We start from the raw sequence: 24,234 nt of genomic DNA, 5'->3' as shown, positions 1-24,234 counted from the left end.
TTTTCTTCATCCCAATTTTAAGTAGTAGTTTTTATCTATTACTTATTTTAGCTAAAGTAGTTTTATCGATTTGACGGGCTCCTTCTATAAAAATTATTTGCCTATTTTCTTGCAAGTGATTTTTTATTACTAATTCATAAATCCTTTTCATATATTTATAATGGTCAAGTACTTATAACCTAGTTATCTATCTAGTGGGAACTACCGGAATTCCTACTTTTGTAAGTTTAGCACCACCTTTTGGCTTTTTAATTCCTGCAAATTTCTTTTCTTCTTGTTATTTTCATAGTTTTTCTCCTATTTTTGCAGCTTCTCTACTACCTTTAAGAACACTTCTTGCGGGCTTTATGTTAAGATTCATAATACCTTTTGAAGTCTTAATATCTTCATCTTTATCAAAATATTTTATGTCTGTAGCACCGCTTAAATGGTAAACCCCGCTACCTTTTTGTATAAACTGATTTTGTAAAGCTTTACCTTCTAAATCTAAGAATTTACCATTTTTTTCAATAGCAAATACTTTTCCATCTTTTTGAAGAATAGTTTCATCAAGCTTAATATTCTCATCTAATACTAACTTTTCCAAAATCACCTACTTCCCCAACTTTTGTACCACTAAGATCATATGCGTAAAGTTTTTCTTCATGGAAATCTAAGCTGTTTAAAAAGTTCTCTATGGAATTCTTATCATTAGTAAAATTACCTAATTCATAGGTGCCTATAATTTTCTCTTCTTTACTTACTACTTTTTCCATATATTTTTCTTCTTTAATAACTTTTTTGGTACTTTTAATAATTCCAAGATAGGCTAGAGCTTTTTTAAACTTACCCAAATTACGCTTTACCTCAACTTCTACGGGTCTAGAAAATTCTTTTTCTTTTACTTCTTCAACTTTTCCTATAACTAATTGCCCATCTATGGGTCTGCCCAGTTCATCTTTAAAATGAATTAATGTGGCATTTTTTACTCTATTTAATTCAGTTTCTTCAGTTTGAAAATATACATGTTTTTTTCTGGCATAAATTCCTCCTTGGATAAATTTTAGTTTATTTCAAGTGTAAAGGAGTAAATTAAATTTTTGCAAGAAGTTTTTATTGTTAGTTATTTCTCAATAAACTAACAAATATTAAGAATTAAAAACTACTGTGCCGTTCAGCCGCCATCTATCAAGAGTCCACTACCTGTTATTGATGATGCTTTTTCGTCACATAAAAATATTACTAAGTTTGCTATTTCATCAGCTTCTACAAATTTTTTCGTAGCTTGAGATTTAAGGATTACATCCCTTAACGCTGATTCTTCACTGATATGTCTAGCTTTAGCAGTATCTGCTATTTGATTCCTTACTAATGGTGTGTTGACGTAACCAGGGCAAATAGCATTAACTGTAATATTATTCTCAGCCACTTCTAAAGCAACGGTTTTGGTAAGCCCAAGGATGCCATGCTTCGCTGCTACATATGCCGACTTAATAAGGTGATGCGACATATGCATGAGCGGAAGCGATGTTAACAATCCGCCCAAAGCCGTTTTTTTTCATAATCGGTATTGCGTATTTTGTAGTGTAGAAAGAGGTTATTAGATCTATATACAAAATTTGCTCCCATTTATCTTCAGGAAATTCATCGATAGGAGCAACATGCTGAATACCTGCGTTATTTACTAATATATCTATTTTACCGAATTCTTTTATTATGCTCTCAAACATAGAATGAATTTCTTCAGGTTTTGCCAAATTTATTCCTTGATAAAATACGCTACTTGCACCAAGTTCTTTCAATTCTGCTGAAATTTTGGTTACTTCATCTTCTTTTGCAAAACCGTTAATAACCTATTTTAGACTCAAGTTTTGCAAAATGTTTTGCTATCTCAAGCCCGATACCGCTAGTAGAACCGGTAATAACTGCTACTTTGTCTTTCATTTTTACCTCCTTATAAAATATGCACTGTCATACCGTAGCTTGACCACGGGATGACATAGTTAATCAAGTATTATTTGTCTTTTATTTAAAAGTAACTTATATTAGATTTCACTTAAAGAAATAATGTATAAATCTATGGAAATTGTTAATAGCGTTGATGCATCTGTATCTTGCCAGGGCAAAGAACCTCCATATGACCATCCAAAGGTTTATTTAGAGATAGATAAAGAAAAAAAGGAAGTTATCTGCCCATATTGTAGTAAGAAATTTAAATTAGTAACAAAATGACTATCAAGTTTCTTTCAGAAAGTACTATCAACCAAATTGCTGCCGGTGAGGTTATAGAAAGACCTGCATCGGTGGTAAAAGAGCTAGTTGAAAACGCCGTAGATGCCGGTAGTACTAAAATAGATATTATTTTAGAACGTGCCGGTAAAAATCTAATCATTATTTCCGATGACGGTATCGGTATGACTGATAAGGAGTTAGAAATTGCCGTTGAACGTCATACAACTTCTAAGCTTGATGAAAGTGACTTTCTAAACATTCATACTTTTGGTTTTCGTGGTGAAGCATTACCTTCGATTGCTGCTATTAGTAAAATGCTAATTACTTCTAAGAAGCGAGAGGCTGACAAAGCATTTCAGATTAAATTAATCAGTGGCAATGAAAAACAAGTTACTGTTTCTGTCCATAATGAAGGTACTAAAATAGAGATACGTGATTTATTTTTTGCAACACCTGCACGTTTAAAATTTCTTAGAGCCGATAAAACAGAGCTTGCAGCAACTGTAGATGTGGTTAAGAAAATCGCTCTAGCACATCCTAAAATTTCTTTTAGTTTAACACATGACGGCAAGAATTTATTAAAACTAAAGGGAAAAAATAAAGATGCAGAAACTAACCTAAAACAGCGTATAATTGATGTAATAGGTGATGATTTTATAAAAAACGCCGCTTATATAGATTTCAAAACTCCTGATTTCTCTATTTGCGGCTATACTAGTATCCCGACATATAATAGAGCTTCAAGTGAAGATCAGTTTTTATTTATTAATAATAGACCGGTAAAAGATAAATTATTACAGGTAGCTTTAAGGGTAGCATATCAAGATTATTTAGCTCGTGATCGTTATCCGCTATGTGCTATATTTTTACAAATCGATCCGCAGCTTGTTGACGTTAACGTACATCCGGCAAAAGCAGAGGTAAGATTTCATGACCCAAATTATGTACGAAACTTATTAATAGAAGCGATTAAAAATGCTTTAACAAATAAAAGCCATGTTACTTCTACTACTATTGCCTCTGATGCTCTTGAACTATTTAAAAATCCTTTAGTTAACACACAACCACCGATAAACAAAGCTATAAATGTTAATAGTAAATCGGCGGATTATAGACCTGCTATGCCGTCTAGCTTTAAGACTACACCAAATACTGCTTGTCAGAAGTTAATCGATACATTACCGCATGCTAAAATAGAACAAGAAGTAGAAAACCGTATAGAACATGAACAGCAAACCCGTAAACAATATAAACTTGGGGCAGCTAAAGCACAACTTCATACGACTTATATTATTTCACAAACCGAAGATAGTATAGTGATTACCGACCAGCATGCAGCACATGAACGTTTAGGATATGAAAAAATAAAGGATTACATTAAAACGGAAGAGTTAATCAAACAGCGTTTACTTATCCCTGAGATAGTAGAACTGCCAAATGAAAGAAAAGCAGATTGTTTATATGAACATAGAGAAAAACTATATAAACTTGGTTTAACTCTAGAAAAATTCGGCGAGAAATCTATTATAGTAACTGAAATTCCAAATATCCTTGGAGACGTAAACGTACAAAAGTTAATTCAGGATCTCGCTGATCATTTATCGGATTTTGGTGAGAATATAGCTTTGACAGAGTTAATAGAGCATGTGACGGAAACTTATGCTTGTCATTACTCTATTAGAGCGGGACGAAAATTATCGGCAGATGAAATGAATGCCTTACTGCGTCAAATGGAAAATACGCCGTTTTCAGGTCAATGTAATCACGGCAGACCTACTTATATTGAGTTGAAGCTTAAGGATATCGAACGCTTATTTGGACGGTAACTCGTTCAAGCGTTCGGTGTCATACCGTGGCTTGACCACGGTATCCAGAAAAACAATTTAAAATACTAAATAATTTAGTATTTTTACTGGATCCCGCGATCAAGTCGTGGGATGACAAAAGTAAAATCGATCCATATAATAAGTATGTAGAGTATTTTACTTGACTATTTTTCAATTTCGTTTTATTCTGCTTTTCTTAGAATAATAAAATAATATCTTGATTTAAGGTGTCAGCTAATGGCAAAGAAAAATAAAAATATTTTGGTAAGGCTAGTAAGTACTGCCGGCACAGGTGTTTTTTGGGTAAAAAAACGTAATCCGAAGACCCAAACCGAGAAGCTTTCTTTTCGTAAGTATGATAAGGTAGTTAGAAAACATGTTCTTTTTAAAGAAGAAAAAATAAAATAATTGTAAGTAATATATGGCAGTAAAAATTCGTTTAGCTAGAGGTGGTGCTAAAAAGCGTCCTTTTTACCGTGTAGTAGTAGCTAACGCAACAGCACCTCGTGATGGTGACTTTTTAGAAAAAGTTGGAACTTATAATCCAATGCTTGCTTCAGATAATAGTGGGCGTGTGGTTTTAAAAAAAGATCGTATAGAATATTGGCTTGGCACCGGTGCTAAACCAACTGAGCGAGTCGCAAAATTTATTGAGCAAGCGGATGTTACTCTTCCTGAGAAAGTTAAAAAGGAAATGGAAGTTAAAGCAAAAAACCGCAAAGCTAGACCAAGTAAAAAGGAAGCTAAAGAAGCTTAGTTTATAGTGTACTTTCGTCATTGCGAGCAGGCATTGACTGTGTGGATCAATTCCACACCCCTGTCATCCCGCGACTTGATCGTGGGATCTAGTAAATTTGACTATTATAAGTTATTTTTCTAGATACCATGGTCAAGCCACGGTATGACAACATACATATCTCTTCTCTATAATCATATTAATATGCCGGATTAGCTCAGTGGTAGAGCAACCGCCTTGTAAGCGGTAGGTCATCAGTTCAAATCCGATATCCGGCACCATCAAAATTTTTCTTATCATACTGGGGGGCTATCCTTGTGTTATACAGACGCTTAGTATGTTATTCTTAGCTAAAAGCGACTTTATTGCATGGTTCGGAAAGCCTGCTCTATGTCATTCCCGCGGAAGCGGGAATGACATAGAAGCCATACAACAACAACCCTGCGAAAGCAAGAATGATATAGAAAAAAACATACAATAGTGACATCCTTTAAAATTTTTATCTATGATAGTAATCGATAAAACATCTTATAGAGCTATGGGATTTGATAAACGTATTAAATTCCTAGTGCTACATTATACACAGTGTGATTTTAAACAGTCTTTAGATTTTCTAACCGGTGAAAAGTTAAGTAGCCATTATTTAATAAACGATGAAAACCCTGAACATATATTTCAATTAGTAGAAGAGTATGATAGAGCATGGCATGCCGGAGTAAGTTACTGGCAAGGTCATGAGCGTATTAATGATACATCAATCGGTATTGAAATCGTAAATCCTGCTTTTGAAGTAAATGCAAAAAATAACGATATAATTTGGCTGCCTTATTCAAAGCCGCAAATTAATAGTGTTATAAGTCTGTGTAAACAGATTATTGCTAGATATGATATTAAACCTACTAGAGTGGTTGGGCATTCTGATATTGCTCCAGGTAGAAAACAGGACCCGGGTCCGCTATTTCCTTGGAAACTATTATATGATAACGGTATAGGAGCATGGTATGATTACCGGAGTTTTAACGATCTATTGTCACAAGTCGATATAACCGATATTAAAGCAGTTCAACAAAAATTTATTACATACGGTTATAAACTTGAGGCTACCGGAATTTTAGACTCTAAAATGAAAGATGTTATAATTTCATTTCAAATGCATTTTCGTCCTAGTAATTTTTCCGGTGATTTGGATATTGAAACAATAGCAATTTTAGATGCATTAATATTGAAATATAAATCCGAGTTAAGCAGCTAATATGCCACAATTTATAACTATATCGAATCTTATAGATTATCGGGTTACTTTGAAATTAATGGAAGATTACGTTAACAAAGTAATTAGTGATAATGAGCCGGAAATTGTTTATTTAGTCGAACATTCTGAAGTATATACTGCCGGTACTAATTATAAACAAGAAGAATTATTAAATTACGGTGATATTCCGGTAATTTACACAGGACGTGGCGGTAAATTTACTTTTCATGGACCGGGTCAGCGTGTTATTTATCCAATTCTTAATTTAGCCTTACCAAATCGTCACAAAGATTTAAAGCTATATATAAAAATGCTTGAAGAATGGATTATAAATAGCTTAAATTATTTTGGAATTAAAGCATATATTATTAAAGATAAAGTAGGAATTTGGGTAAAAGTAAGGAAAGATGAATTTGCTAAAATTGCTGCAATAGGTGTTAGAGTAAGAAAATGGGTTACATATCACGGTGTAGCTATAAATATTTCAACAGATTTAAGTAAGTTTAGTGGGATTATTCCTTGTGGACTTGAAAATTCTTTAGTAACATCTTTAAATCAGTTAGGAATTCATATTGAAATGTCTGAATTTGATAAAATTATTCAAACTGAATTTAATAAAATATTTAAATGATCAGAAAATTTTTACTCACAATTTTAGCAATTTTTGCTCTTTGGATCGGTGGTTTTGGTTATTATTTATATTTAATAAATTCTTATAAGCTTAATAGTAATACCACTAATGCAATAATAGTATTTGCAGGAGGAAGACATAAAATTGAAATCGGTATTGCAATGCTTAAGGTAGGCTATGCCCCTATATTATTTATTACCGGTATAGAATCTGCAGGGCAATTAAAAAATTTGCTAAAAGAACATAGCGTAATAGAACAGCAAGTAATACTTGCTCCGAATAAAATAATGTCTGAAGAAGATAATATTAAGAAAGCGGTCGATTTTATCGTAACTTACAATCTTACTTCAATAATTTTAGTAGAGCATAATTATAATATGCCTTTTATGCTAAATAAGCTTGAAAAAGCGATTCCTTCTTCTAATAATATCTATATAGTACCATATCCTGTTTTTTCCAAACAAAAATATGATGTATTATTAAAATCCTATCATCGTTATTTAATGAGTATACTCGTTTAATTTGAAAAATTGGTTACAGCTTCAGCCATTAATATTGTGACACTAAATTTTGCAAAATTCGCTTATACTCACGTATTAATATACGCTCTGCTCCTCGCCTTGTGGATTCCTTGCTCTTTTCCAAATTAAACTTCGTCTACCGACTCTTCATTTACTGAAGTACTTAGATCCTTTACTCTTTTCTAGTACAATATTTTAGAACGACTATGCCAAATAATGCAGAAATTAAAGAGCTATTATTGCAGCTCTCATAGAGTTTGAAGGATAACTACTCTCAAACGTAATACTACCTATAAATAAACTTAGGGTAAATCCAATTCCTCCAAGTATAGCTATAGAATAAAATTTTAACCATGAAGTATCACTTGGTAAATTACAGAGTTTAAATTTTACAAATGGATATGAAAATAGCATAATACCTAATTGCTTACCTACAAATAAACCAAATATTATCCCATAAATTAAAGCAAGTATTGAGTTGGAACAAGTGCCTTTAAATACAAAATATTCTAAAAGGATACCGGAATTCATAAATACAAAAAGCGGTAAAATAAAGTAATTTATAAAAGGACGAGTTAAGTTTTCAAGTTTTTTAAAAGAAGTGTTAAATTCTCCTTCTATATTAACAGGTATAAAAAGTGTTATAATGGCTCCGCATAAAGTACCGTGAATACCTGACCCCACCATACTAATCCATAATAATAAACCTACAATTATATAATAAAATAAGGCTAGTATAATTGACACAAAAGCATCGTCAACTAATGAAAAACCTATAATAAAAGCTCGTAATTCTAAAGATATATGTCGGCTGAAAAAAGATAAAATACCAAGGACAAAAGCAGTATCAGTTGCTATAGGAATAGCCTATCCTTTTATTAATTCGGGTTTATCATAATTAAAAAACATGTATACTAAGGCAGGAACTACCACACCTCCAAGGGCTGCCGCAGCAGGTAATATTAGTTTTTTTATTTTTATATTCACCTTCTACTAGGTGAAATTTCATCTCTAAACCTATTAATAAAAAGAAGAAAGTCATGAGACCGTCATTAACTAACTCTATAAAAGTTGTTTGTAAACTTACATTTCCTATTGTTAAAGAAAATTTACTGTAGATAAAAGAAGAATAATATTTTCCTAGCAAAATATTATTGCTGACAACTATTGCTAAAGTAAAAGCAATAATTAATAATATACCGGCAAAAGTACCTGATTTAATTAATTCTCTTAACTGATTATTTATACTCATGATTTTAATATTAGTTATAACAAGCTCATAATAATAAGTTATTTAAATTCATTAAGAAAGTCAAAAATCTATATAAATCCATAGCAATAATTTATTTTTTAGTGAGATAAAAAGTTGTTTTTTGTACTTTTATAAGCTTGTATAATAAGTGTAAGAAGATATAAAAATAATATATTATGTACATTAACTACTTAAAAGATTTAATTGGTTTTAAGTCTGTAACTCCTGAGAGCGATGGGGCTATTGAGTATATTGATGATTTACTTAAACAACACGGCTTTAAGACCGAAATAAAAATATTTGGCGATTCTAAAAGCGAGCAAGTCACTAACCTTTATGCTGTTTTCGGTAGCAATGAGCCTAATATTTGCTTTGTTGGGCATGTAGATGTAGTGCCGGCAGGCAATCATGAGCTTTGGCATAATTCAAATCCTTTTAAGGCTAACGAGCAAGACGGTAAGATATACGGCAGGGGCGTAGTTGATATGAAAGGGGCTATAGCATGCTTTCTAGCTGCCGGTTTAGATTTTATAAAAAATAATACCGATTTTAAAGGTTCCGTTAGTTTCTTGCTTACTAGTGATGAAGAGGGAAAAGCAAAGCATGGTACTAAAGAAATGCTGCAATATATTTATGATCAAGGGTATAAGATGGATTTTGCTATTGTCGGTGAACCCACTTGTGAAAAAGAAATAGGCGATATAATTAAGATCGGCAGAAGAGGAAGTATTAACTTTAAATTAAATATAGAAGGCTTAGCAGGGCATGTAGCTTATCCTCATAAGGCAAATAATCCGTTGCCTTGCTTAATAAGAATATTGAACGAGTTAACAAATATAAAACTTGATGAAGGTACTGAATTTTTTCAAAGTTCAAATCTTGAAGTGACGAATATCGATGTCAGTAATAATACTTTAAATGTAATTCCGACAAGTACGGAAGCATTTTTCAATATACGTTTTAATAATTTACATAATGCAGAAACTTTAAGACAATTAATAGAGCAAATTGTTAAACGATATTGCAAAGAATATAAAGTAGACTATAAGATAGAATATAATAGTTCTGCTGGAAGTTTTATTCAAAACCCTAACGATAAAATAAAACAATTTGCCAAAGTAGTAGAGCAGACGCTTAAAATAAAGCCCGAATTCTCTACAAGTGGAGGTACGTCGGATGCAAGATTCGTTAAAAATTATTGCTCCTTGGTAGAGTTCGGTTTATTATCCGAAACAGCACATAAAATAAACGAATACACCAAAATTAGCGATTTACAAAAATTATACGATGTGTATTATAATTTTTTGATGGAAATACTGACTAATAAATAGTTGTTCCTGCTATAGGGTGTTGTATGGATCGGTTTTTTAGCTGTCATACCATGGCTTGACCACGGTATCTAGAAAAAAATTAAAAAAGACTGGATCCCGCGACTTGATCGCGGGATGACAACCGATTTATCAATCCATACAACAATTCTTTTGCAGGAATGACATTACCATACGCGGATGTGATGAAACTGGTAGACATGCAAGATTTAGGTTCTTGTGCCGCGAGGCGTGGGGGTTCAAGTCCCTTCATCCGTACCACTTAAATTTTCTCATAAAAAATAACATAAAATTTTTATGCAGCAATTTAGTATTTATCAAACAAGCGATGAATTACTTCTAAAATCGATATTGCTTCTGATAGAAAAATGCTATCACTCTGATCTTAAAAGCGTGATATTAACTGCAGATGCAGATCAACAAGAAATGCTCAATAAAAATCTTTGGACTTATTCACGTAAGCAATTTATACCTCATGGTAGTAAACTTGATCCGCAGCCTGAAAAACAGCCGGTTTATATTACCGATGAGTTACAAAATCCTAATAATGCTAGTGTGCTTGTTATTATTTCGCCTATAGATATAGGAAAAATTTTACAAGCAAAAGAGTATATAAGAGTTTTCAAAAGGATAATTATAATAACCGATTTACCGGAAGATTTAAAAGAATTAACAGTTAAAATAAATAAATTTACCGGGCAGGAAAACAAAATCGATTGTTTTACTCAAAATCCTCGTGGAACTTGGAATAAAGTAGTCTAATAAATTTATATTCTTTTACGTACAAATAAATATAATCCGATTGTTAAAGCAGTAACCAAATTGGAATAACAAGCAAAAATAAAATCTAGATTTTTTGAAGCAAAATTTTGCAATATAAAATGAATTGAAGTAACTAGCAATACTGTTAAGGCAGAAAATAATACCGGCATAAAAATTGTTTTTTTGCTATAAGGATATCTCAAAAAAACTGCAAGTGCTAAAAAAGGTAATACAAAATTATATAAAGGCCAAATTATTCTTTGATGTGCTTCAGCAATTAATTTAATTTTTTTAGTAATAGCTAAATCATGAGGAGGAGCAAGTAATTCGTTTATATAATATTCGTTTGCTTCTTTATTATGTTTAGTTCTTTGCGATACTGAAGGGTTATCATTTTGCAGTTTTATCATTAAAGAATCGAAAGTTAACTGAGTTAAATTACCGTTTACGTCATATTCTTGTCTTATGCCTTTATTAAGTTCAAAAATCGGGCTATTATCATATATATTAAGAGTACCTGAACCTGCAAATACTACTGATGGGTTATCAGCGTTGCGATTATCAAATATTATTACGCCGTTCATAATATTTCCTGCTGATTTTTTATCTATAAAAACAGTGATATCTTTCATTACTTTATTAAAAGTTTTCTCTTCAATCATACTTGATATATAATTATTCTTTATAAAGCTTAAACGTGATTTTAAGTTTATATGAGATAATGGCAGGATAGTAGAAGATATATAATAAGCAAGTAGCATAACTATTAATGCGACATATAAAGCAGGCAATGCCAGCTGCAAATTATTAACTCCCGAAGCTTGTAATATAATTAATTGTCGCTCGACTTTTAAATTATTATATATATAGATCACAGCAATAACCGTTATTACCGGTAACAGAATAAATAATAAAGTAGGCAGTACTAAAACTATTAAACTGAAGAAGTCCATAACTTTTATACCTTTATCAAATAAATATAAAAGTTTTAATATTTGCGTTATCCATACTATACTAGTCACTGAAAAAGTAACGACTATAAGCAGCGGAAGAATATTTTTTATAAAGTATTTTCTGTATAGTAGCATATATATCTGTTCTAAATTTGTCATCCCACGGGTCAAGCCGCAGGATCCATAAAAACAATAAAAAACACTTTTTACTGGATCCTGCGGCTTGACCGTGGGATGACAATAGTAAGAATTAAACCCCCAACCTTTCTTATTATATTATTTGCAAAGATTCGATAAATTAATTTACCTATCAGTATTGTTATAAATGCAATAGCAATGCCGTAGATTATATCGCTTGGGTAATGCATGGCAAGGCTTATGCGAGATAAAGACACGAGCATAATAACACAAATCATTAAGATTTTTAATGGTAATTTTATATAATTCCAGGCAAAATACGTTACCAAAACGCTAAGAGCCGCATGGCTGCTTGGAAAGCTTGAAAAGCATCTTTCGTTTGCAGTATTTATTACGGTCATGAAACTATCCACAGGAAGACTGCAATAAGGGCGAGGGAAATTAACTGAAAATTTAAGAGCGGTAAAAATTAAACCGAATACCCCGTATATTATATCGATTTCAACTAACTTATTATAACCGTGCCAAAATTTATTTTGCCGCTTCTTATCATTTTTGGTTTTCTTTAATTGAATATAAAAATATATACAGTATAAAATATATATTAAGGCGAAATTAGCGATATTAAAACAAAACGAAATTATTTTTAAACAATAAGGTATAAAGCCGATATTAGTAATGTTATTCAAAAATAAGAATATTTCTTGATTTAAGCCGCAAAAATTATAAAAAACTTCAAACATCATTTTAAATATTTATGTTACAAGTAACAATACTTGGGTGTGGAGCATCTATAGGCGTACCGGTGATCGGGTGCGATTGCAGTACTTGCACATCTCCTTCAAAGTACAATAAAAGGACTAGATCAGCAATATATATTAACGATGAAAATAGTCAAATATTAGTTGATTTCGGTTTTGATATTAGAAATCAACTATTACGAGAAAAGATAAATAAGCTCGATTGTGCTATATTAACACATTATCATTCCGATCACGTTAACGGCATCGATGATTTACGGGTATTTACTTTTATGCAAGATAAGCCATTCGAAATCTATACGGATCACGATAGTACGGCAAAGCTCCATACAAAATTTGATTATCTATTTAATAATAAATTATTTAAGCTTGGGCGACTGCTCACAACTCAATCTGTTAGTTTTTTTGATAAGATGAACATTAATACTATCGAAATCCAATTTTTTAGACAGCATCACGGTCCTATAGATAGCTTGGGCTTACGTATAGGTGATTTTGTTTATTCGCCCGATGTAATCGATTTTCCGCCTGAATCAGAAAAATTTTTAAAAGATATAAAAATATGGATATTAGATTGTATGGATTATAAATCAAATCCGAATCATGCAGGGCTTAATAAAGTTCTAGAATGGCGTGAAAAATATAAACCTGAGCAGATATTATTAACCAATATGAGACACACAATAGATTATCATGAGATTACGAAAATACTTCCAAGTAATGTTAAGCCGCTTTATGACGGTTATAAATTTACGGTTTAGTTTATGATTATTTTAGAAAAAGTTTGTAAGCGTTACAGCAAGAATTACGCAATTAAGAATATTGATTTAAGTTTTACTACCAAGGAAATTACTGTAATAATCGGTCCTTCGGGAAGTGGTAAAACTACTGTGCTTAGAATTTTAAATAATTTAGAAGAACCAAGTAGTGGTACTTTTTTGGTAGACGGGAAGAAGCTATTACCTAAAGATAGGAGAAAGCTTCGTTTAAAAGTCGGTATGGTTTTTCAAAATTTTAATCTCTTTCCGCATTTAACGGTAGGAGAAAACCTAATCTATACGCCGGTAAATGTTTTAAATTTGCCAAAAGAACAAGCAATTTCTATGGCAAAGGAATTACTTGCAAAATTTAAGCTAACGCAAAAATTTGACTCATATCCGGCGAGCCTATCAGGAGGGCAAAAGCAGCGTATAGCAATAGCGAGGGCTTTAATGATGAAGCCGGAAATTTTGTTATTCGATGAACCGACTTCGGCACTCGATCCTGAAAATATTAAAGATGTTATAGAGAATATAAATTTATTAAAAGATCAAATGAGCATGGTAGTAGTCACGCATCATTTGAAATTTGCAAAATTAATAGCAGATCGTATTATTTTTATGGATCAAGGGCAGATTTTAGCAAATCAGCCTGCCGAGGATTTTTTTAATAAACCGGCATCGCATCGAGCTAGGTTGTTTTTAGAGAATATCGGCGATTTAATGTGATTTTCTTGATAAAGATAAAGTTATAGCCTATAATTAGTATTTAATTTAGTATTAATTATAGGCATACTCGATGAACTTGAAAAATTGGCTACGTCGTCTAATAAGTTCTGCGGTGCTTACGTATTAAGTCACTCCGCTCCTCGCCTTACAGACTCCTTGCTCTTTTCCAAGTTGATCTTCGTATAACTTTCTTCGTTTACTTGGAGTCCAATAATGGAACATATTTATGCAAATCTAACAGTTAGTATCTCAGAATTTAAAAAAAGCCCTACTGCATTATTAGATAAAGCAAGCGGTGAACCTATTGCCAAAAAAGAATGGGATAAGTTAGGTTCTACAATAAAAGAACAGTTTAAAAAGAAGTTATCAGAGAGACTTAAATCACCCCACGCACCCAAAGATGCAATAAACGGTGGAAACAACTTATATAAAATAAAGTTGAGATCAGTCGGTTATCGACTAGTATATGAAGTAGATGATAAGCGTATAATAGTACTCGTACTTGCTATTGAAAAAAGAAATCGGAATGAAGTGTATAGCAAATTATTCTCTCGTATTTAACTTCTTAGTATCATACCTGTAAATGAAAATAATATCACCATATGAATAAAAAACTTATCCTATTTTTTAGTATAATGTTACTATTGTCACATCGTACAGTTTTGGCACAGACACGAGTAGAATTACCGCAAAAACTAAAAAGCTTGAATTGCAAAAAGACGAATTACAAGGAGGAGCAATTGCAATTTTATACAAAGGTGAAGTTATTTATAAAACAACGTTTGGAAATCAGAAAGGTAATAGTGGAGTTATTACGGATAAAACTTTATTTCCGTTAGCATCGGTTTCAAAAGCTGTTTCAGCAACGGCAATTGCATTAATAGTAGATCAAGGAAGTTTAGATTTTAACGAAAAATTCAAATTACCATACTTAAAAAATGCTATTAGTCTTAATAATATTTTAAGCCATACAACAGGTTATCAATTCTCAGGAAATATTGAAATTGAGCAAGGAATGAGTCGCTCAAAGCTTTTAACGCTGCTAAAAAAACAACAAGCTAGTTGTAAACCCGGGCAATGTTATAAGTATAGTAATACTGTTTTTAGTTTGCTTGAAGAAGCTTTAAATTGTAAAAAATCAAGCTTAAATGTTGCATAGATAATTTGCGTACAACGCTTAAAACGCAAGATATACAAATATTACCGCTAGGGCTGAATGTACAACTTGCTTATCCGCATTCTAAAGCAATAATAGACGGACAAGAGGTAATAACATTGCTGCCGTTTCCGCCTTACTACCCAAAGACGGTACCTGCATCTGCCGGTATTTTTGCATCGATAGATGGAATGATTGAAATATTCAAACTTAGTTTTGGTTATAAACCGAATCTTATTTCTAAAAGTACTTTAGATCGTATGTATAAAATAGTAAAATCAAACAAAGATGTTTTTGGATTTAAATGGCAACCGGTTTGGCCTATTGATCAAAAAATGATCGAGTCATATTATGCTCTTGGATGGCGTATTCTTAAAGTAAAAGGATGCTCAAATAAGGATTTAATTTTTCACTCAGGATATATTAACGGTATTAATGCTTTTATTGGCTTTATACCGTCAGAAGAACTTGGAATTATTATTCTAGTGAACCAAGAAGATAGTTTTCCACTTAAAAATGGGCTGGGACTTTGGTTTGATTATATAGATTAAAATTATATACTCAGATAGAACTTCGTATACCTATTCTTTATTTACTTGTAGTATATTATATGAATAAAAAACTCATAAAACTTATTTTTATCGTTTGCAGCACCGTAATTGTAACCGGTTTATTATACAGATATATCAATCAACATTATCCAAAATTTTTTAAAGAACCACAAAATATAGGGAGTTTTTATGCATCGTTATTAATATTATTTAGTATAATTTACAGTACTATTAGCCAAAATGAAATACGCAAATTTTGGTTGCAATTAGCAAGTTGGGCAGCAATTTTCTTAGTTATAATAACCGGTTATGCTTTTAGGTTTGAGCTGAACTACGCTTATCATAGAGTAATGTCTGCTTTAATTCCATCATATAAATGGTCTACTGAAGTCGGAGAAATTATTATAGCCCGTAGCGGAGACGGGCATTTTTATATCAATGCTTTTGTAAATAACGTTAAAATAAAATTTATGGTAGATACCGGTGCAAGTGATATAGCTTTGACTAAAGAGGATGCCCAAAAATTAGGCTTTGACTTAACTAAATTAAAATATACTAGAACTTATCTAACAGCTAACGGCGAAAATAAAGCCGCCCCTATAACCTTAAATAGTGTAGTAATCGGTACGGAATTTAAGAACATCAAAGGACATGTAGGTCTTGGTGACCTTGATATTTCACTGCTTGGTATGTCGCTACTTGAGCATTTCAAAGGTTTCAGGATTGATAAGGATTTATTGATCTTGAATTATTAGATAATATTTTTCAAAGAAGTTTACAGAACTTAAAAGGTTTTATTGGATGACTCTTATGTCATTCTTGCGGAAGCGAAGCATTATTGCATGGCTCGATGTCATTCCCGCCTACGCGGGAATGATATAAGAGTCGTATTAGAATGGCATTTTGAAACCCGGCGGTAAGCTCATACCGTTTAAAGCTCCTGATAAAGAATTTTGAGAATCTTCGTCGCATTTTTGTTTAGCATCGTTAAAGGCAACTTTAATTAAATCTTCAAGCATTTCTTTTTCCTCTGCTTTTAATAAAGATTCATCAATTGAAATCTTTTCAATTTCGCCTTTACCGGTGATAATAATTTCAACAAGCCCACCGCCGGCTTTACCGATATATCTTGCATTTGCCATTTGCTCTTGGGCTTCTTGCATTTTCTTTTGCATTGATTGGGCTTGCTTTAAAAACTGATTAAAATTTACCATAATTTGATCCTATATATTTTTTAGCTTTTAAGTAAAATATCCGAAATTGTTATATTTGGGAAATGTTTTTTAATTAAACCAAAATCGTTACTTGCTTCAATTTTACCGATTAACTGATTCTTTAAGGTTTGCTTGTTCTGTTCTTTTATTATTACTATCTCAAACTTTTCTTTAGTAAAAGCAGCTAATAAATCTTCTATTTGTTTTTTTATTTTGCTTGTAACTTCAAGACTGAGGAACTCTAATTTATTATCGGTAAAATTTTTAAGTTCCGTATGATTGAGCAGGAAGTAATATATATATATATCATTATTTTTATATAGATATTCAAGAAAATCTACAATTTCAAATTTTTTTTTTTCCGGATCAATTGATTGATTTAAATTTTGATTATTACCGTCAAAATCTGCAAGCAAGGGTAGCGACGTCGAATATATAGATTTTATAACTAACATTTCCGTTTCCGTTAGTTGGTTATAGGAAATTTTTATTTCCCCTACTCCCTTATTATATATTTGCCATAAGATTGATAAGTGCGGCAAGCTGATTTTATCTAATATGCTTTTAGTTCTATCATTAAATGATTCATATATAGGCAAACTATAATTAGGTAACATTTTTACTTTATTAAGATAAGCAATAAAATCTGCTACCGATTCTATAAAAATCTCAAGATTAACCGAAAAACCGTAAAGTTTATTTATTAAATTTATAGCTTTTTCCGTCTCTCTATGGATAATACATTCGACAAATTCTATTATAACCGAACTATCGACAAGCCCAAGCATTTGATTAATTACTTGAGGATTAATTATATTACCGGATTTTGCCGACATACTAGCTGCTTGATCTAAAATAGATACTGCATCACGTGCTGACCCTTCCGATTTGTAAGCTATAATTCTTAGTGCTTCTATATCGGTTTTTAAATTTTCTTGCTTAGTTATATATTCAAGTAGCTTAAAAATCTCTTCAAAACTCAACCGCCTTAAATCATAACGTTGACATCTTGAGATAATAGTTGCAGGTATCTTTTGTACTTCCGTTGTTGCAAAAATAAATATTATGTGAGGCGGTGGTTCTTCCAGTGTCTTAAGAAGTGCGTTAAATGCTCCTTTAGAGAGCATATGCACTTCATCAATGATGAAGATTTTATGTTTGCCTTGTAGAGGTTTATACTCGGCGGATTCTATAATTCTACGTATATCATCTACGCTAGTTTTACTTGCCGCGTCAATTTCGATTATATCGGGGTGATTATGATTATTAAAGCTGATACAATTTGTACATTCTTCACATGTTTTAATAGTCGTATTTTCAGTAATTAAAGCAGAACAATTTACGGCTTTGGCAATAATTCGGGCCGAGGTAGTTTTACCGACTCCTCTAATACCTGTTAAAAGATAGCCTCCGGCGAGCCTATCGTTTAAAATAGTATAGCTTAAAACTTTGACTAATACCTCTTGCCCCTGAAGCTCGGCAAAGTTACTAGGACGATATTTCCTTGCAAAAGGAATATACTGATTAGATGAATTTATATCGGTCACGATTTAAATTTTAAAAAGACGAGAAGTAAATGCTAGTAATGACCCACCGAATCCTACTCCGGCTGCTTCCTTTCAGACCTGACCGACTAAACAGGCACAATGCCCACTACTAGCATAATTAACATAACCTGTTTATTTTCAAGAAACAATATATTTTTTTTCTATTTCCGATTTTGTTAACCTTTCAGGCGGACCGAATATTTCAGGATTTTTTAATTTAAACAAATCATCGGAAAATTTTTGTACTTTAGCTATTTTATCAAAAGTAATAGTGACTATATTATTATCTTCAAATATTTTTAATGTTTCAATTTGTTTAGTAGCTTTATTAAAAGTAATTTCGCTACGTTTTTCCGTTAGAGTATGATAGATAGTAATTTTAAAAATATTTCTTTCATTAATTACCGATTCAAAAACAAAATCCTTGTCAAAATGCTCATTATCTTCTAATAAAAAATTAAATGTATTTTCACTTCTATTAATACGGCTTACTTGTTCCATATCATAATCATACATCGATACGAAATTTTTAGTACCTATTATGACTAAAGGGAAAGGTGGATAATAATTACATCTAAAATTATAAGGTTTGTGGATCAGTAATGTTCCTTTAACTATTTTACCGTATGAATCTTCTTGAGTAAAATCTATCGCAACCGATTTTATCGTACGTAAATAAGTTTTTAGCTCTGAAATAGCTGTTTTATCACCTGCCCCAAATGCTAAGCTTGAATTCACAAAAAGATAAATAATGATTAGAAAAAATATTTTTTTCATTTTCGTTGTTTTATATTTTAAATTATGTTTAAAATACCTTATATATTCAGTTAATGCAAAATATAATTAGTATTTATGAAAATCGTTGCTTTAAAAGAAAAAGCCAAGCATGAAACACGAGCTGCTATAACGCCTGAAGTAGCAGGATTGTTAGTCAAAAAAGGCTATGCGGTTACGGTAGAAAAAGATATAGGGCTTCATGCCGGTTTTCTTGATGAAGAATATGTTGCTCTAGGGGCTAAGATATCTTCAGTACCGCTCGAAATCATTTCCGATGCCGATATTATATTAAAGGTGCAACCTTCATCCGTAACGGATAAATATAGTGAGCTTGAATTTGCAAAAAAAGGAGCAATTATTGTAGGATTATTATCGCCTTATTTAAATCATGAATATATAAAAGCTGCAGCTAAAAAAAACCTTACGACTTTTGCTATGGAGTTTATGCCGAGAATTACTAAAGCTCAAAATATGGATGCTTTATCTTCTCAAGGTAACTTAGTTGGTTATAGAGCGGTAATTGAAGCAAGCTATCATTATACAAGAGCTTTTCCTATGATGATGACGGCAGCAGGGACGATTTCACCATGTAAAACTTTGGTGCTTGGTATCGGCGTTGCGGGTCTTCAAGCTATTGCAACGGCAAAAAGGCTTGGTAGCATTGTTGCAGGATATGATGTAAGAGCTGCTACTAAAGAGCAGGTGGAAAGCTTAGGAGCTAAATTTGTCTCACTGGAACTACAAGAAGATCTACAAGATAAATCAGTCTATGCTCACGAGAGTTCAGAAGATTACAAAGCTAAACAAGAAGAGTTTTTAGCAAAAATTATTAAAGGATATGATATAGTTATTACTACTGCACAAATTCCGGGAAAAAAAGCACCTCTGCTTGTTATGGAAAAAATGCTAGAATCTATGAAGCACGGCTCAGTGATTGTTGATATAGCGACCTCTACAGGGGGGAATGTTGAGGGTTCAGAACCGGATAAGATCGTTACTAAGCACGGAGTTACCATAATAGGCTTCTCAAATCTTGCTACTAAAATTGCTACCGACAGCTCAAAATTATATGCTAAAAATTTGTATAATTTTCTAAGCTATGCTTTGCAAGACGGTAAGTTTAATATGGATGATGAGTTAGTACGTGATATGTTGATTACTAAAGACGGAAAAATTGTGAGCGAGAAAATCAAGTGACTATGTGTCTATCGTCATTGCGAGCGACTGTAAGGAGCGTAGCAATCCAGAAAAAATAATAAAAAAATTCTGTAAATCAGAATTTTTTACTGGATTGCTTCGTTAATTACTTACGTAATTTTCTCACAATGACAAAGAAAATAATAACTAAGAGAAGAAATATGAATCAATTACCGATAATAGCGAAGCAGGCTGCTGAAATTGCCCATAATACCCAAGAATTATCAGACAAGTTAAAAGATTTGGTAATAGATACTAGTTGGCAAACGAACACAAGTACTATAGACCAGCTAGTATTTGCTATAACAATCTTCGTATTAGCTTCTTTTGTTGGCTATTATGTTGTGTGGAAAGTAACGCCCGCACTCCATACTCCGCTTATGTCAATCACTAACGCTATTTCAGGCATTATAGTCCTTAGTTCTATAATTGCTGCAAGCAGCTCTGCTTTTGGATTTTCCGGTCTACTGGGGTATTTTGCAACGCTGCTTGCTTCTATAAATATCTTCGGCGGATTTATAGTAACAAAAAGAATGCTTGAGATGTTTAAGAAAAAATAAATACAGTATAATAGAATCTGTTGGCTTGACTGTGTACAAATAATATAATAAACTACTACTCTTCATCTATTCTACTATATCACTTATGCATACAACATTGCTATGGTATTAGCTTAGCTTTCTTTATAGTAATAAGAAAAAGTTAAGCTAAAGCTCTAGTTCTTTATATTCAACGGTAACTACTTCGTATGATTTTGATCCTTTCGGTGTTGTAACTTCTGCAAAATCACCTACAGACTTTCCAATCAAAGCTTTTGCTATAGGAGAAGCGATTGAAACTCTTTTTCTAGTTATATCGGCTTCATATTCTCCTACAATAATATATGTTACTTCTTCTTCAGTATCGTCGTCGATCAAAGTAACCGTAGCCCCGAATTTTATGTTATCTCCCGATAATTTACCAATATCAATAATTTCCGCTCTTGCCGTCATATCTTCAAGCTCTTTAATACGCCCTTCTATAAATGCTTGTTTCTCACGTGCTGCTTCATATTCCGCATTCTCGGATAAATCGCCGTGTTCTCGTGCCTCTGCTATATCTTCACTAATTTTTTTACGCTCTACATGTTTTAAATGTTTAAGCTCGTGTTCTAATTTTTCAAAACCTTTAGTGGTGATAGGAAATTTTGTATTCATAATTATATTGTATAGATTTAGTAATTTTAGTATACTATTTTCAATAATATAGATTTCAGCAAGTATATTTGTAATAGTTAAATTTGTCAAATAAGCCTTTTTAATTATTTGGCATTGCCTAAATATCGTCATTACGAGGAAATTATGTTAGTAATTGACAAAGCAATCCAGTAAAAATTCTGATTTACAGAATTTTTTTATTATTTTTTCTGGATTGCTACGCTCCTTACAGTCGCTCGCAATGACGTAGGCATTATTTTCCACATATCTAAAAACATATTAATGATTCTATGAAAATTAAAGATTTTGACTTTGAGAAAAAGCGTAAAATTTTCCACCTATCAGCTATAATATTTCCGCTGCTTTATTTATTTATTCCAAGAACTGCTATTACTTTATTATTATTTATAATAACAGCTATTACATTATATTTAGATGTATCACGTCATAATAATGCAAAAATTAGCAAATTTGTAACTAGATTTTTTTCAAAAGTTATAAGGCTCGAAGAAAATAACGGCTCTTTTGCTTTAAGCGGTATTAGCTTTATGATGCTCGGTTTTTTCTTAACTGCTCTTCTTTTTCCTAAAAATTTAGTGATTTGTTCGTGGTTGATTTTAATTATTTCAGATTGTTTAGCAGCTTTTGTCGGCGTTAAAATAGGAAATAGTTTAAGTAACGGTAAATCTATAGCAGGTTCTATTACCTTTTTAGCTTCTGCAATTTTTATAAGTATATTAGTGTATTTCTATTTAGGGTACAATACGAGTTTTATTATTATCATTATAAGTTGTATAGGGGCTACGGTAGCTGAATTTTATTCAAAAGATTTAAGAATTAATGATAATTTGTCTATACCGCTTTCTTATTGTCTTGCTACAGTTATTCTTTCTTATATACTATAAAATATGAGAGTTACACCGGAATTTTATGAGTTCTTAAGAAACCGTATTAACATATCTGATGTAATACGGCAAAAAGTAGCTTTAACTAGAAAATCCGGTAACTATGTAGGTTTATGTCCTTTCCATCAAGAAAAGACCCCATCTTTTACAGTTAGTGATAGTAAGAGATTTTTCTATTGTTTTGGCTGTAAAGCAGCCGGTGACGTTATAAAATTTACTTCTAATATTAGCGGTCTATCCTATAATGAGTCTGCTATAAAGCTTGCAACCGATTACGGTATAGAGATACTGAAATTAACTGTGAAACAGAAAGAATTTTATGAAAAATCCGATGAAATTCTAAATATTTTAGAACTCGCCAATAAATTTTTCAGGACACAATTAACACCTGAAATATTAAATTATCTACACCGAAGAAATATTACCGAGACAACAATAAAAGAATTTTCCATAGGCTTTGCACCGAAGAATAATAAATTTGAAAAGTTTTTTCATGATAAGAATATAGATATTACAAAACTCGGTAAAGCTGGCTTAATCGGCAGGCGAGACAACGGTGAAATATATAATTTATTTTCTAACCGTATTACCATTCCAATTAGAAATATTTACAATAAAATTGTAGGCTTTGGCGGTAGAGTACTAGGGGCAGGGCTGCCTAAATACTTAAATTCACCTGAAACTACAGTATTTCAAAAAAGTGAAACTCTATACGGTGAGCATAAAGCGATAAGCAGTAGCTATAAAAAAAATCACTCGATTTTAGTAGAAGGTTATTTTGATGTTATAGCACTACATCAAGCAGGTTTTAGTGAAGCAGTTGCAAGCCTTGGTACTAGCGTTACCGAGAATCACTTACATAAATTATGGCGTGCCGGCGATGAAATTATATTATGTCTTGACGGAGATAATGCAGGCATAAAAGCTAGCATAAGAACTATTAATCTAGCATTACCGCTTATTAATAGTGAAAAGAAAATTTCTTTTATTAGGTTACCAAGCGGACTTGATCCCGACGATGCAGTAAATAAAAACGGTGCTGATTTTTTTGCAAAGCTTATAGATAAAAGAATAAGCCTATCAGAAATGATTTGGCATATTGAGTATAGCGGCAAGAGTTTTAAAACTGCGGAAGAAAAAGCTAATTTAGAAAAAAATTTAAAAAATTATTGCAGCAAAATATCGGATAGTGATTTAAGAGCAAGTTATTACAGGTTTTTTAAAGATCAAATATGGCAAAATTTAGTCATAAAGCAGAAGAAAGCTACAACTAAAAGCTCAAATTTAACTCCTATAGTTTCAAGTCACGGCTATTCAGAGCTTGAAATACTAGAACACGCTTTTTGTGCTTTATTGGTTAAATTTCCTACAATACTTGAAGAAAAAGATATTAAAGATTTCATCCTAAATTTAAATTTTAATAATAAATCGCTTGAAGAATTCCGTAATTGGTATTTAAACGAGATTATAGATAATAACGTAGAAGCAAGTGAAATTACTGCAATTGTGGAAAAAACTAGCTTTTTTGATATTTTTTTATTATTATCAAAAACGGATAATTTGTTTTTAGATATCTCATTTAATAAAAATAATATCAGACTGGATTTATTATGGCAGTGGTTACATAAGAAATATTATCTAATAAATTTACAACAAGAATACGCATGTACCATAAACAGTACTGATAATCACGACTTTGAAAAAGTTTTACTATATAAAAAAGAAATTCTGAAGATTGCAAATGAACTTCAAATTTTAAACGAATCTTTTATTAATCACACGATAACTTAATTATTTCAAACTTCTTTTAAAAGAAAAAAGCATATAGGTATT

General features: G+C 31.8%; 29 protein-coding genes, 2 tRNA genes, 1 other RNA gene and 2 pseudogenes. 22 read left to right on the top strand and 12 right to left on the bottom strand.

What is annotated here, in order from left to right; all coding sequences use genetic code 11:
* Positions 1 to 283: 283 nt before the first annotated feature.
* From AB1146_RS02595 to AB1146_RS02580, 4 genes are all read right to left on the bottom strand, one after another.
* The gene (locus AB1146_RS02595) at positions 284 to 586 is read right to left on the bottom strand and encodes a hypothetical protein (protein ID WP_010420811.1); all 303 of its coding nucleotides are present in this window, start codon (positions 584 to 586) and stop codon (positions 284 to 286) included.
* Positions 564 to 833 (bottom strand): hypothetical protein, encoded by a 270-nt coding sequence (locus AB1146_RS02590; protein WP_010420815.1) that lies wholly within the window; start codon positions 831 to 833, stop codon positions 564 to 566. Before AB1146_RS02590 ends, AB1146_RS02595 begins: the two co-directional genes overlap by 23 nt.
* A 320-nt stretch (positions 834 to 1,153) precedes the next feature.
* Positions 1,154 to 1,489 (bottom strand): SDR family oxidoreductase, encoded by a 336-nt coding sequence (locus AB1146_RS02585; protein ID WP_029374726.1) that lies wholly within the window; start codon positions 1,487 to 1,489, stop codon positions 1,154 to 1,156.
* Positions 1,470 to 1,781, bottom strand: a complete 312-nt coding sequence (locus AB1146_RS02580) for an SDR family NAD(P)-dependent oxidoreductase (RefSeq protein WP_269572109.1) — start codon at positions 1,779 to 1,781, stop codon at positions 1,470 to 1,472. Before AB1146_RS02580 ends, AB1146_RS02585 begins: the two co-directional genes overlap by 20 nt.
* Positions 1,782 to 2,046: 265 nt before the next feature.
* Here AB1146_RS02580 and AB1146_RS02575 point away from each other — a divergent pair, with 265 nt between their 5' ends.
* From AB1146_RS02575 to AB1146_RS02530, 8 genes are all read left to right on the top strand, one after another.
* The gene (locus AB1146_RS02575; RefSeq protein ID WP_008579257.1) at positions 2,047 to 2,211 is read left to right on the top strand and encodes a zinc-finger domain-containing protein; all 165 of its coding nucleotides are present in this window, start codon (positions 2,047 to 2,049) and stop codon (positions 2,209 to 2,211) included.
* Positions 2,208 to 4,037, top strand: coding sequence for a DNA mismatch repair endonuclease MutL (gene mutL, locus AB1146_RS02570; protein ID WP_010420835.1), 1,830 nt, complete (start codon positions 2,208 to 2,210; stop codon positions 4,035 to 4,037). The genes AB1146_RS02575 and mutL overlap by 4 nt, the downstream gene beginning before the upstream one ends.
* Positions 4,038 to 4,274: 237 nt before the next feature.
* Positions 4,275 to 4,445, top strand: a complete 171-nt coding sequence (gene rpmG / locus AB1146_RS02560) for a 50S ribosomal protein L33 (RefSeq protein WP_010420838.1) — start codon at positions 4,275 to 4,277, stop codon at positions 4,443 to 4,445.
* 13 nt (positions 4,446 to 4,458) lie between these two features.
* Positions 4,459 to 4,794: a 30S ribosomal protein S16 gene (gene rpsP, locus AB1146_RS02555; RefSeq protein ID WP_010420842.1), complete on the top strand. Its 336-nt coding sequence runs from the start codon at positions 4,459 to 4,461 to the stop codon at positions 4,792 to 4,794.
* Between the two features lie 185 nt (positions 4,795 to 4,979).
* Positions 4,980 to 5,054 (top strand) — tRNA-Thr (locus AB1146_RS02545).
* A 224-nt stretch (positions 5,055 to 5,278) separates the two neighbouring features.
* Positions 5,279 to 6,025 carry an N-acetylmuramoyl-L-alanine amidase gene (locus AB1146_RS02540; RefSeq protein ID WP_010420845.1) on the top strand — a complete coding sequence of 249 codons (747 nt, stop codon included), beginning with the start codon at positions 5,279 to 5,281 and terminating at the stop codon, positions 6,023 to 6,025.
* Between the two features lies 1 nt (position 6,026).
* Positions 6,027 to 6,656 (top strand): lipoyl(octanoyl) transferase LipB, encoded by a 630-nt coding sequence (gene lipB / locus AB1146_RS02535; RefSeq protein ID WP_010420848.1) that lies wholly within the window; start codon positions 6,027 to 6,029, stop codon positions 6,654 to 6,656.
* Positions 6,653 to 7,177 (top strand): YdcF family protein, encoded by a 525-nt coding sequence (locus tag AB1146_RS02530; RefSeq protein WP_010420851.1) that lies wholly within the window; start codon positions 6,653 to 6,655, stop codon positions 7,175 to 7,177. The genes lipB and AB1146_RS02530 overlap by 4 nt, the downstream gene beginning before the upstream one ends.
* A gap of 225 nt (positions 7,178 to 7,402) precedes the next feature.
* On the opposite strand, the pseudogene AB1146_RS02520 reads toward AB1146_RS02530, so the two are convergent.
* Positions 7,403 to 8,429: pseudogene (locus AB1146_RS02520) on the bottom strand (Na+/H+ antiporter NhaA).
* 176 nt (positions 8,430 to 8,605) lie between these two features.
* On the opposite strand from AB1146_RS02520, the gene dapE reads away from it, so the two are divergent.
* The 3 genes from dapE to AB1146_RS02500 all read left to right on the top strand — a co-directional run bounded on the left by dapE (position 8,606) and on the right by AB1146_RS02500 (position 10,519).
* Positions 8,606 to 9,760 (top strand): succinyl-diaminopimelate desuccinylase, encoded by a 1,155-nt coding sequence (dapE, locus tag AB1146_RS02515; RefSeq protein WP_010420854.1) that lies wholly within the window; start codon positions 8,606 to 8,608, stop codon positions 9,758 to 9,760.
* A 173-nt stretch (positions 9,761 to 9,933) separates the two neighbouring features.
* A tRNA-Leu gene (locus tag AB1146_RS02505) sits at positions 9,934 to 10,018 on the top strand.
* Positions 10,019 to 10,054: 36 nt separating this feature from the next.
* Positions 10,055 to 10,519: a DNA polymerase III subunit chi gene (locus AB1146_RS02500; protein WP_010420858.1), complete on the top strand. Its 465-nt coding sequence runs from the start codon at positions 10,055 to 10,057 to the stop codon at positions 10,517 to 10,519.
* Between the two features lie 5 nt (positions 10,520 to 10,524).
* Here the strand turns inward: AB1146_RS02500 and AB1146_RS02495 are convergent, their stop codons facing one another.
* Both AB1146_RS02495 and AB1146_RS02490 read right to left on the bottom strand, forming a co-directional pair.
* On the bottom strand, positions 10,525 to 11,607 hold the full coding sequence (locus AB1146_RS02495) for an LptF/LptG family permease (protein ID WP_010420861.1): 1,083 nt from the start codon (positions 11,605 to 11,607) through the stop codon (positions 10,525 to 10,527).
* A 71-nt stretch (positions 11,608 to 11,678) separates the two neighbouring features.
* Positions 11,679 to 12,353 (bottom strand): phosphatase PAP2 family protein, encoded by a 675-nt coding sequence (locus AB1146_RS02490; protein WP_051125489.1) that lies wholly within the window; start codon positions 12,351 to 12,353, stop codon positions 11,679 to 11,681.
* Positions 12,354 to 12,367: 14 nt separating this feature from the next.
* Here AB1146_RS02490 and AB1146_RS02485 point away from each other — a divergent pair, with 14 nt between their 5' ends.
* The 7 genes and pseudogenes from AB1146_RS02485 to AB1146_RS02455 all read left to right on the top strand — a co-directional run bounded on the left by AB1146_RS02485 (position 12,368) and on the right by AB1146_RS02455 (position 16,320).
* Entirely contained in the window at positions 12,368 to 13,132 is a 765-nt protein-coding gene (locus tag AB1146_RS02485; protein WP_010420865.1) for an MBL fold metallo-hydrolase, read from the top strand.
* A gap of 3 nt (positions 13,133 to 13,135) precedes the next feature.
* Positions 13,136 to 13,858, top strand: coding sequence for an amino acid ABC transporter ATP-binding protein (locus tag AB1146_RS02480; protein WP_010420868.1), 723 nt, complete (start codon positions 13,136 to 13,138; stop codon positions 13,856 to 13,858).
* Positions 13,859 to 14,071: 213 nt separating this feature from the next.
* A pseudogene (locus AB1146_RS02475) lies at positions 14,072 to 14,167 on the top strand (antitoxin); the annotation flags it as partial.
* Positions 14,162 to 14,419, top strand: coding sequence for a type II toxin-antitoxin system RelE family toxin (locus AB1146_RS02470; protein ID WP_029374727.1), 258 nt, complete (start codon positions 14,162 to 14,164; stop codon positions 14,417 to 14,419). The pseudogene AB1146_RS02475 and the gene AB1146_RS02470, both read left to right, overlap by 6 nt.
* 148 nt (positions 14,420 to 14,567) lie before the next feature.
* A complete protein-coding gene (locus AB1146_RS02465) occupies positions 14,568 to 15,017 on the top strand; it encodes a serine hydrolase domain-containing protein (protein ID WP_010420874.1) in 450 nt (149 codons plus the stop codon).
* Between the two features lie 5 nt (positions 15,018 to 15,022).
* Positions 15,023 to 15,565, top strand: coding sequence for a serine hydrolase (locus AB1146_RS02460; protein ID WP_010420877.1), 543 nt, complete (start codon positions 15,023 to 15,025; stop codon positions 15,563 to 15,565).
* Between the two features lie 59 nt (positions 15,566 to 15,624).
* Positions 15,625 to 16,320, top strand: coding sequence for a TIGR02281 family clan AA aspartic protease (locus AB1146_RS02455; RefSeq protein ID WP_010420880.1), 696 nt, complete (start codon positions 15,625 to 15,627; stop codon positions 16,318 to 16,320).
* Positions 16,321 to 16,455: 135 nt separating this feature from the next.
* On the opposite strand, the gene AB1146_RS02450 is transcribed toward AB1146_RS02455, so the two are convergent.
* The 4 genes from AB1146_RS02450 to AB1146_RS02435 form a co-directional block, all read right to left on the bottom strand.
* Positions 16,456 to 16,779: a YbaB/EbfC family nucleoid-associated protein gene (locus AB1146_RS02450; protein ID WP_010420883.1), complete on the bottom strand. Its 324-nt coding sequence runs from the start codon at positions 16,777 to 16,779 to the stop codon at positions 16,456 to 16,458.
* 20 nt (positions 16,780 to 16,799) lie between these two features.
* Complete coding sequence (dnaX, locus tag AB1146_RS02445) at positions 16,800 to 18,326, bottom strand: DNA polymerase III subunit gamma/tau (RefSeq protein ID WP_355404215.1); 1,527 nt, start codon at positions 18,324 to 18,326, stop codon at positions 16,800 to 16,802.
* 24 nt (positions 18,327 to 18,350) lie between these two features.
* An RNA gene (gene ffs / locus AB1146_RS02440) (signal recognition particle sRNA small type) lies at positions 18,351 to 18,444 on the bottom strand.
* Positions 18,445 to 18,464: 20 nt separating this feature from the next.
* Entirely contained in the window at positions 18,465 to 19,103 is a 639-nt protein-coding gene (locus tag AB1146_RS02435; protein WP_355404212.1) for an outer membrane lipoprotein carrier protein LolA, read from the bottom strand.
* 75 nt (positions 19,104 to 19,178) lie between these two features.
* Here AB1146_RS02435 and AB1146_RS02430 point away from each other — a divergent pair, with 75 nt between their 5' ends.
* Together AB1146_RS02430 and AB1146_RS02425 are read left to right on the top strand one after the other, a co-directional pair.
* Complete coding sequence (locus AB1146_RS02430; protein WP_010420892.1) at positions 19,179 to 20,300, top strand: NAD(P) transhydrogenase subunit alpha; 1,122 nt, start codon at positions 19,179 to 19,181, stop codon at positions 20,298 to 20,300.
* Positions 20,301 to 20,461: 161 nt separating this feature from the next.
* Positions 20,462 to 20,860 carry an NAD(P) transhydrogenase subunit alpha gene (locus tag AB1146_RS02425; RefSeq protein WP_010420895.1) on the top strand — a complete coding sequence of 133 codons (399 nt, stop codon included), beginning with the start codon at positions 20,462 to 20,464 and terminating at the stop codon, positions 20,858 to 20,860.
* 147 nt (positions 20,861 to 21,007) lie between these two features.
* Here AB1146_RS02425 and greA read toward each other — a convergent pair whose 3' ends face one another.
* Entirely contained in the window at positions 21,008 to 21,496 is a 489-nt protein-coding gene (gene greA / locus AB1146_RS02420; RefSeq protein WP_029374728.1) for a transcription elongation factor GreA, read from the bottom strand.
* Between the two features lie 290 nt (positions 21,497 to 21,786).
* Here greA and AB1146_RS02415 point away from each other — a divergent pair, with 290 nt between their 5' ends.
* Complete coding sequence (locus AB1146_RS02415) at positions 21,787 to 22,401, top strand: diacylglycerol/polyprenol kinase family protein (protein WP_010420898.1); 615 nt, start codon at positions 21,787 to 21,789, stop codon at positions 22,399 to 22,401.
* A gap of 3 nt (positions 22,402 to 22,404) precedes the next feature.
* The gene (gene dnaG / locus AB1146_RS02410; protein WP_010420900.1) at positions 22,405 to 24,192 is read left to right on the top strand and encodes a DNA primase; all 1,788 of its coding nucleotides are present in this window, start codon (positions 22,405 to 22,407) and stop codon (positions 24,190 to 24,192) included.
* Positions 24,193 to 24,234: the final 42 nt, after the last annotated feature.

Source organism: Rickettsia helvetica (assembly GCF_963970025.1).
Taxonomy (GTDB): Bacteria; Pseudomonadota; Alphaproteobacteria; order Rickettsiales; family Rickettsiaceae; genus Rickettsia; species Rickettsia helvetica.
This window is presented reverse-complemented; position numbering and strand designations above follow the sequence as displayed.

Coding starts and splice junctions, on each gene's coding strand:
- AB1146_RS02430 (WP_010420892.1), top strand. CDS start 19,179: ATGAAAATCGTTGCTTTAAAAGAAAAAGCCAAGCATGAAACACGAGCT.
- dnaG (WP_010420900.1), top strand. CDS start 22,405: ATGAGAGTTACACCGGAATTTTATGAGTTCTTAAGAAACCGTATTAAC.
- dapE (WP_010420854.1), top strand. CDS start 8,606: ATGTACATTAACTACTTAAAAGATTTAATTGGTTTTAAGTCTGTAACT.
- AB1146_RS02450 (WP_010420883.1), bottom strand. CDS start 16,779: ATGGTAAATTTTAATCAGTTTTTAAAGCAAGCCCAATCAATGCAAAAG.
- AB1146_RS02415 (WP_010420898.1), top strand. CDS start 21,787: ATGAAAATTAAAGATTTTGACTTTGAGAAAAAGCGTAAAATTTTCCAC.
- AB1146_RS02485 (WP_010420865.1), top strand. CDS start 12,368: ATGTTACAAGTAACAATACTTGGGTGTGGAGCATCTATAGGCGTACCG.
- AB1146_RS02490 (WP_051125489.1), bottom strand. CDS start 12,353: ATGTTTGAAGTTTTTTATAATTTTTGCGGCTTAAATCAAGAAATATTC.
- rpsP (WP_010420842.1), top strand. CDS start 4,459: ATGGCAGTAAAAATTCGTTTAGCTAGAGGTGGTGCTAAAAAGCGTCCT.
- AB1146_RS02425 (WP_010420895.1), top strand. CDS start 20,462: ATGAATCAATTACCGATAATAGCGAAGCAGGCTGCTGAAATTGCCCAT.
- AB1146_RS02585 (WP_029374726.1), bottom strand. CDS start 1,489: ATGTCGCATCACCTTATTAAGTCGGCATATGTAGCAGCGAAGCATGGC.
- greA (WP_029374728.1), bottom strand. CDS start 21,496: ATGAATACAAAATTTCCTATCACCACTAAAGGTTTTGAAAAATTAGAA.
- AB1146_RS02540 (WP_010420845.1), top strand. CDS start 5,279: ATGATAGTAATCGATAAAACATCTTATAGAGCTATGGGATTTGATAAA.
- mutL (WP_010420835.1), top strand. CDS start 2,208: ATGACTATCAAGTTTCTTTCAGAAAGTACTATCAACCAAATTGCTGCC.
- AB1146_RS02575 (WP_008579257.1), top strand. CDS start 2,047: ATGTATAAATCTATGGAAATTGTTAATAGCGTTGATGCATCTGTATCT.
- AB1146_RS02455 (WP_010420880.1), top strand. CDS start 15,625: ATGAATAAAAAACTCATAAAACTTATTTTTATCGTTTGCAGCACCGTA.
- AB1146_RS02435 (WP_355404212.1), bottom strand. CDS start 19,103: ATGAAAAAAATATTTTTTCTAATCATTATTTATCTTTTTGTGAATTCA.
- AB1146_RS02530 (WP_010420851.1), top strand. CDS start 6,653: ATGATCAGAAAATTTTTACTCACAATTTTAGCAATTTTTGCTCTTTGG.
- AB1146_RS02480 (WP_010420868.1), top strand. CDS start 13,136: ATGATTATTTTAGAAAAAGTTTGTAAGCGTTACAGCAAGAATTACGCA.
- AB1146_RS02500 (WP_010420858.1), top strand. CDS start 10,055: ATGCAGCAATTTAGTATTTATCAAACAAGCGATGAATTACTTCTAAAA.
- lipB (WP_010420848.1), top strand. CDS start 6,027: ATGCCACAATTTATAACTATATCGAATCTTATAGATTATCGGGTTACT.
- rpmG (WP_010420838.1), top strand. CDS start 4,275: ATGGCAAAGAAAAATAAAAATATTTTGGTAAGGCTAGTAAGTACTGCC.
- AB1146_RS02495 (WP_010420861.1), bottom strand. CDS start 11,607: ATGCTACTATACAGAAAATACTTTATAAAAAATATTCTTCCGCTGCTT.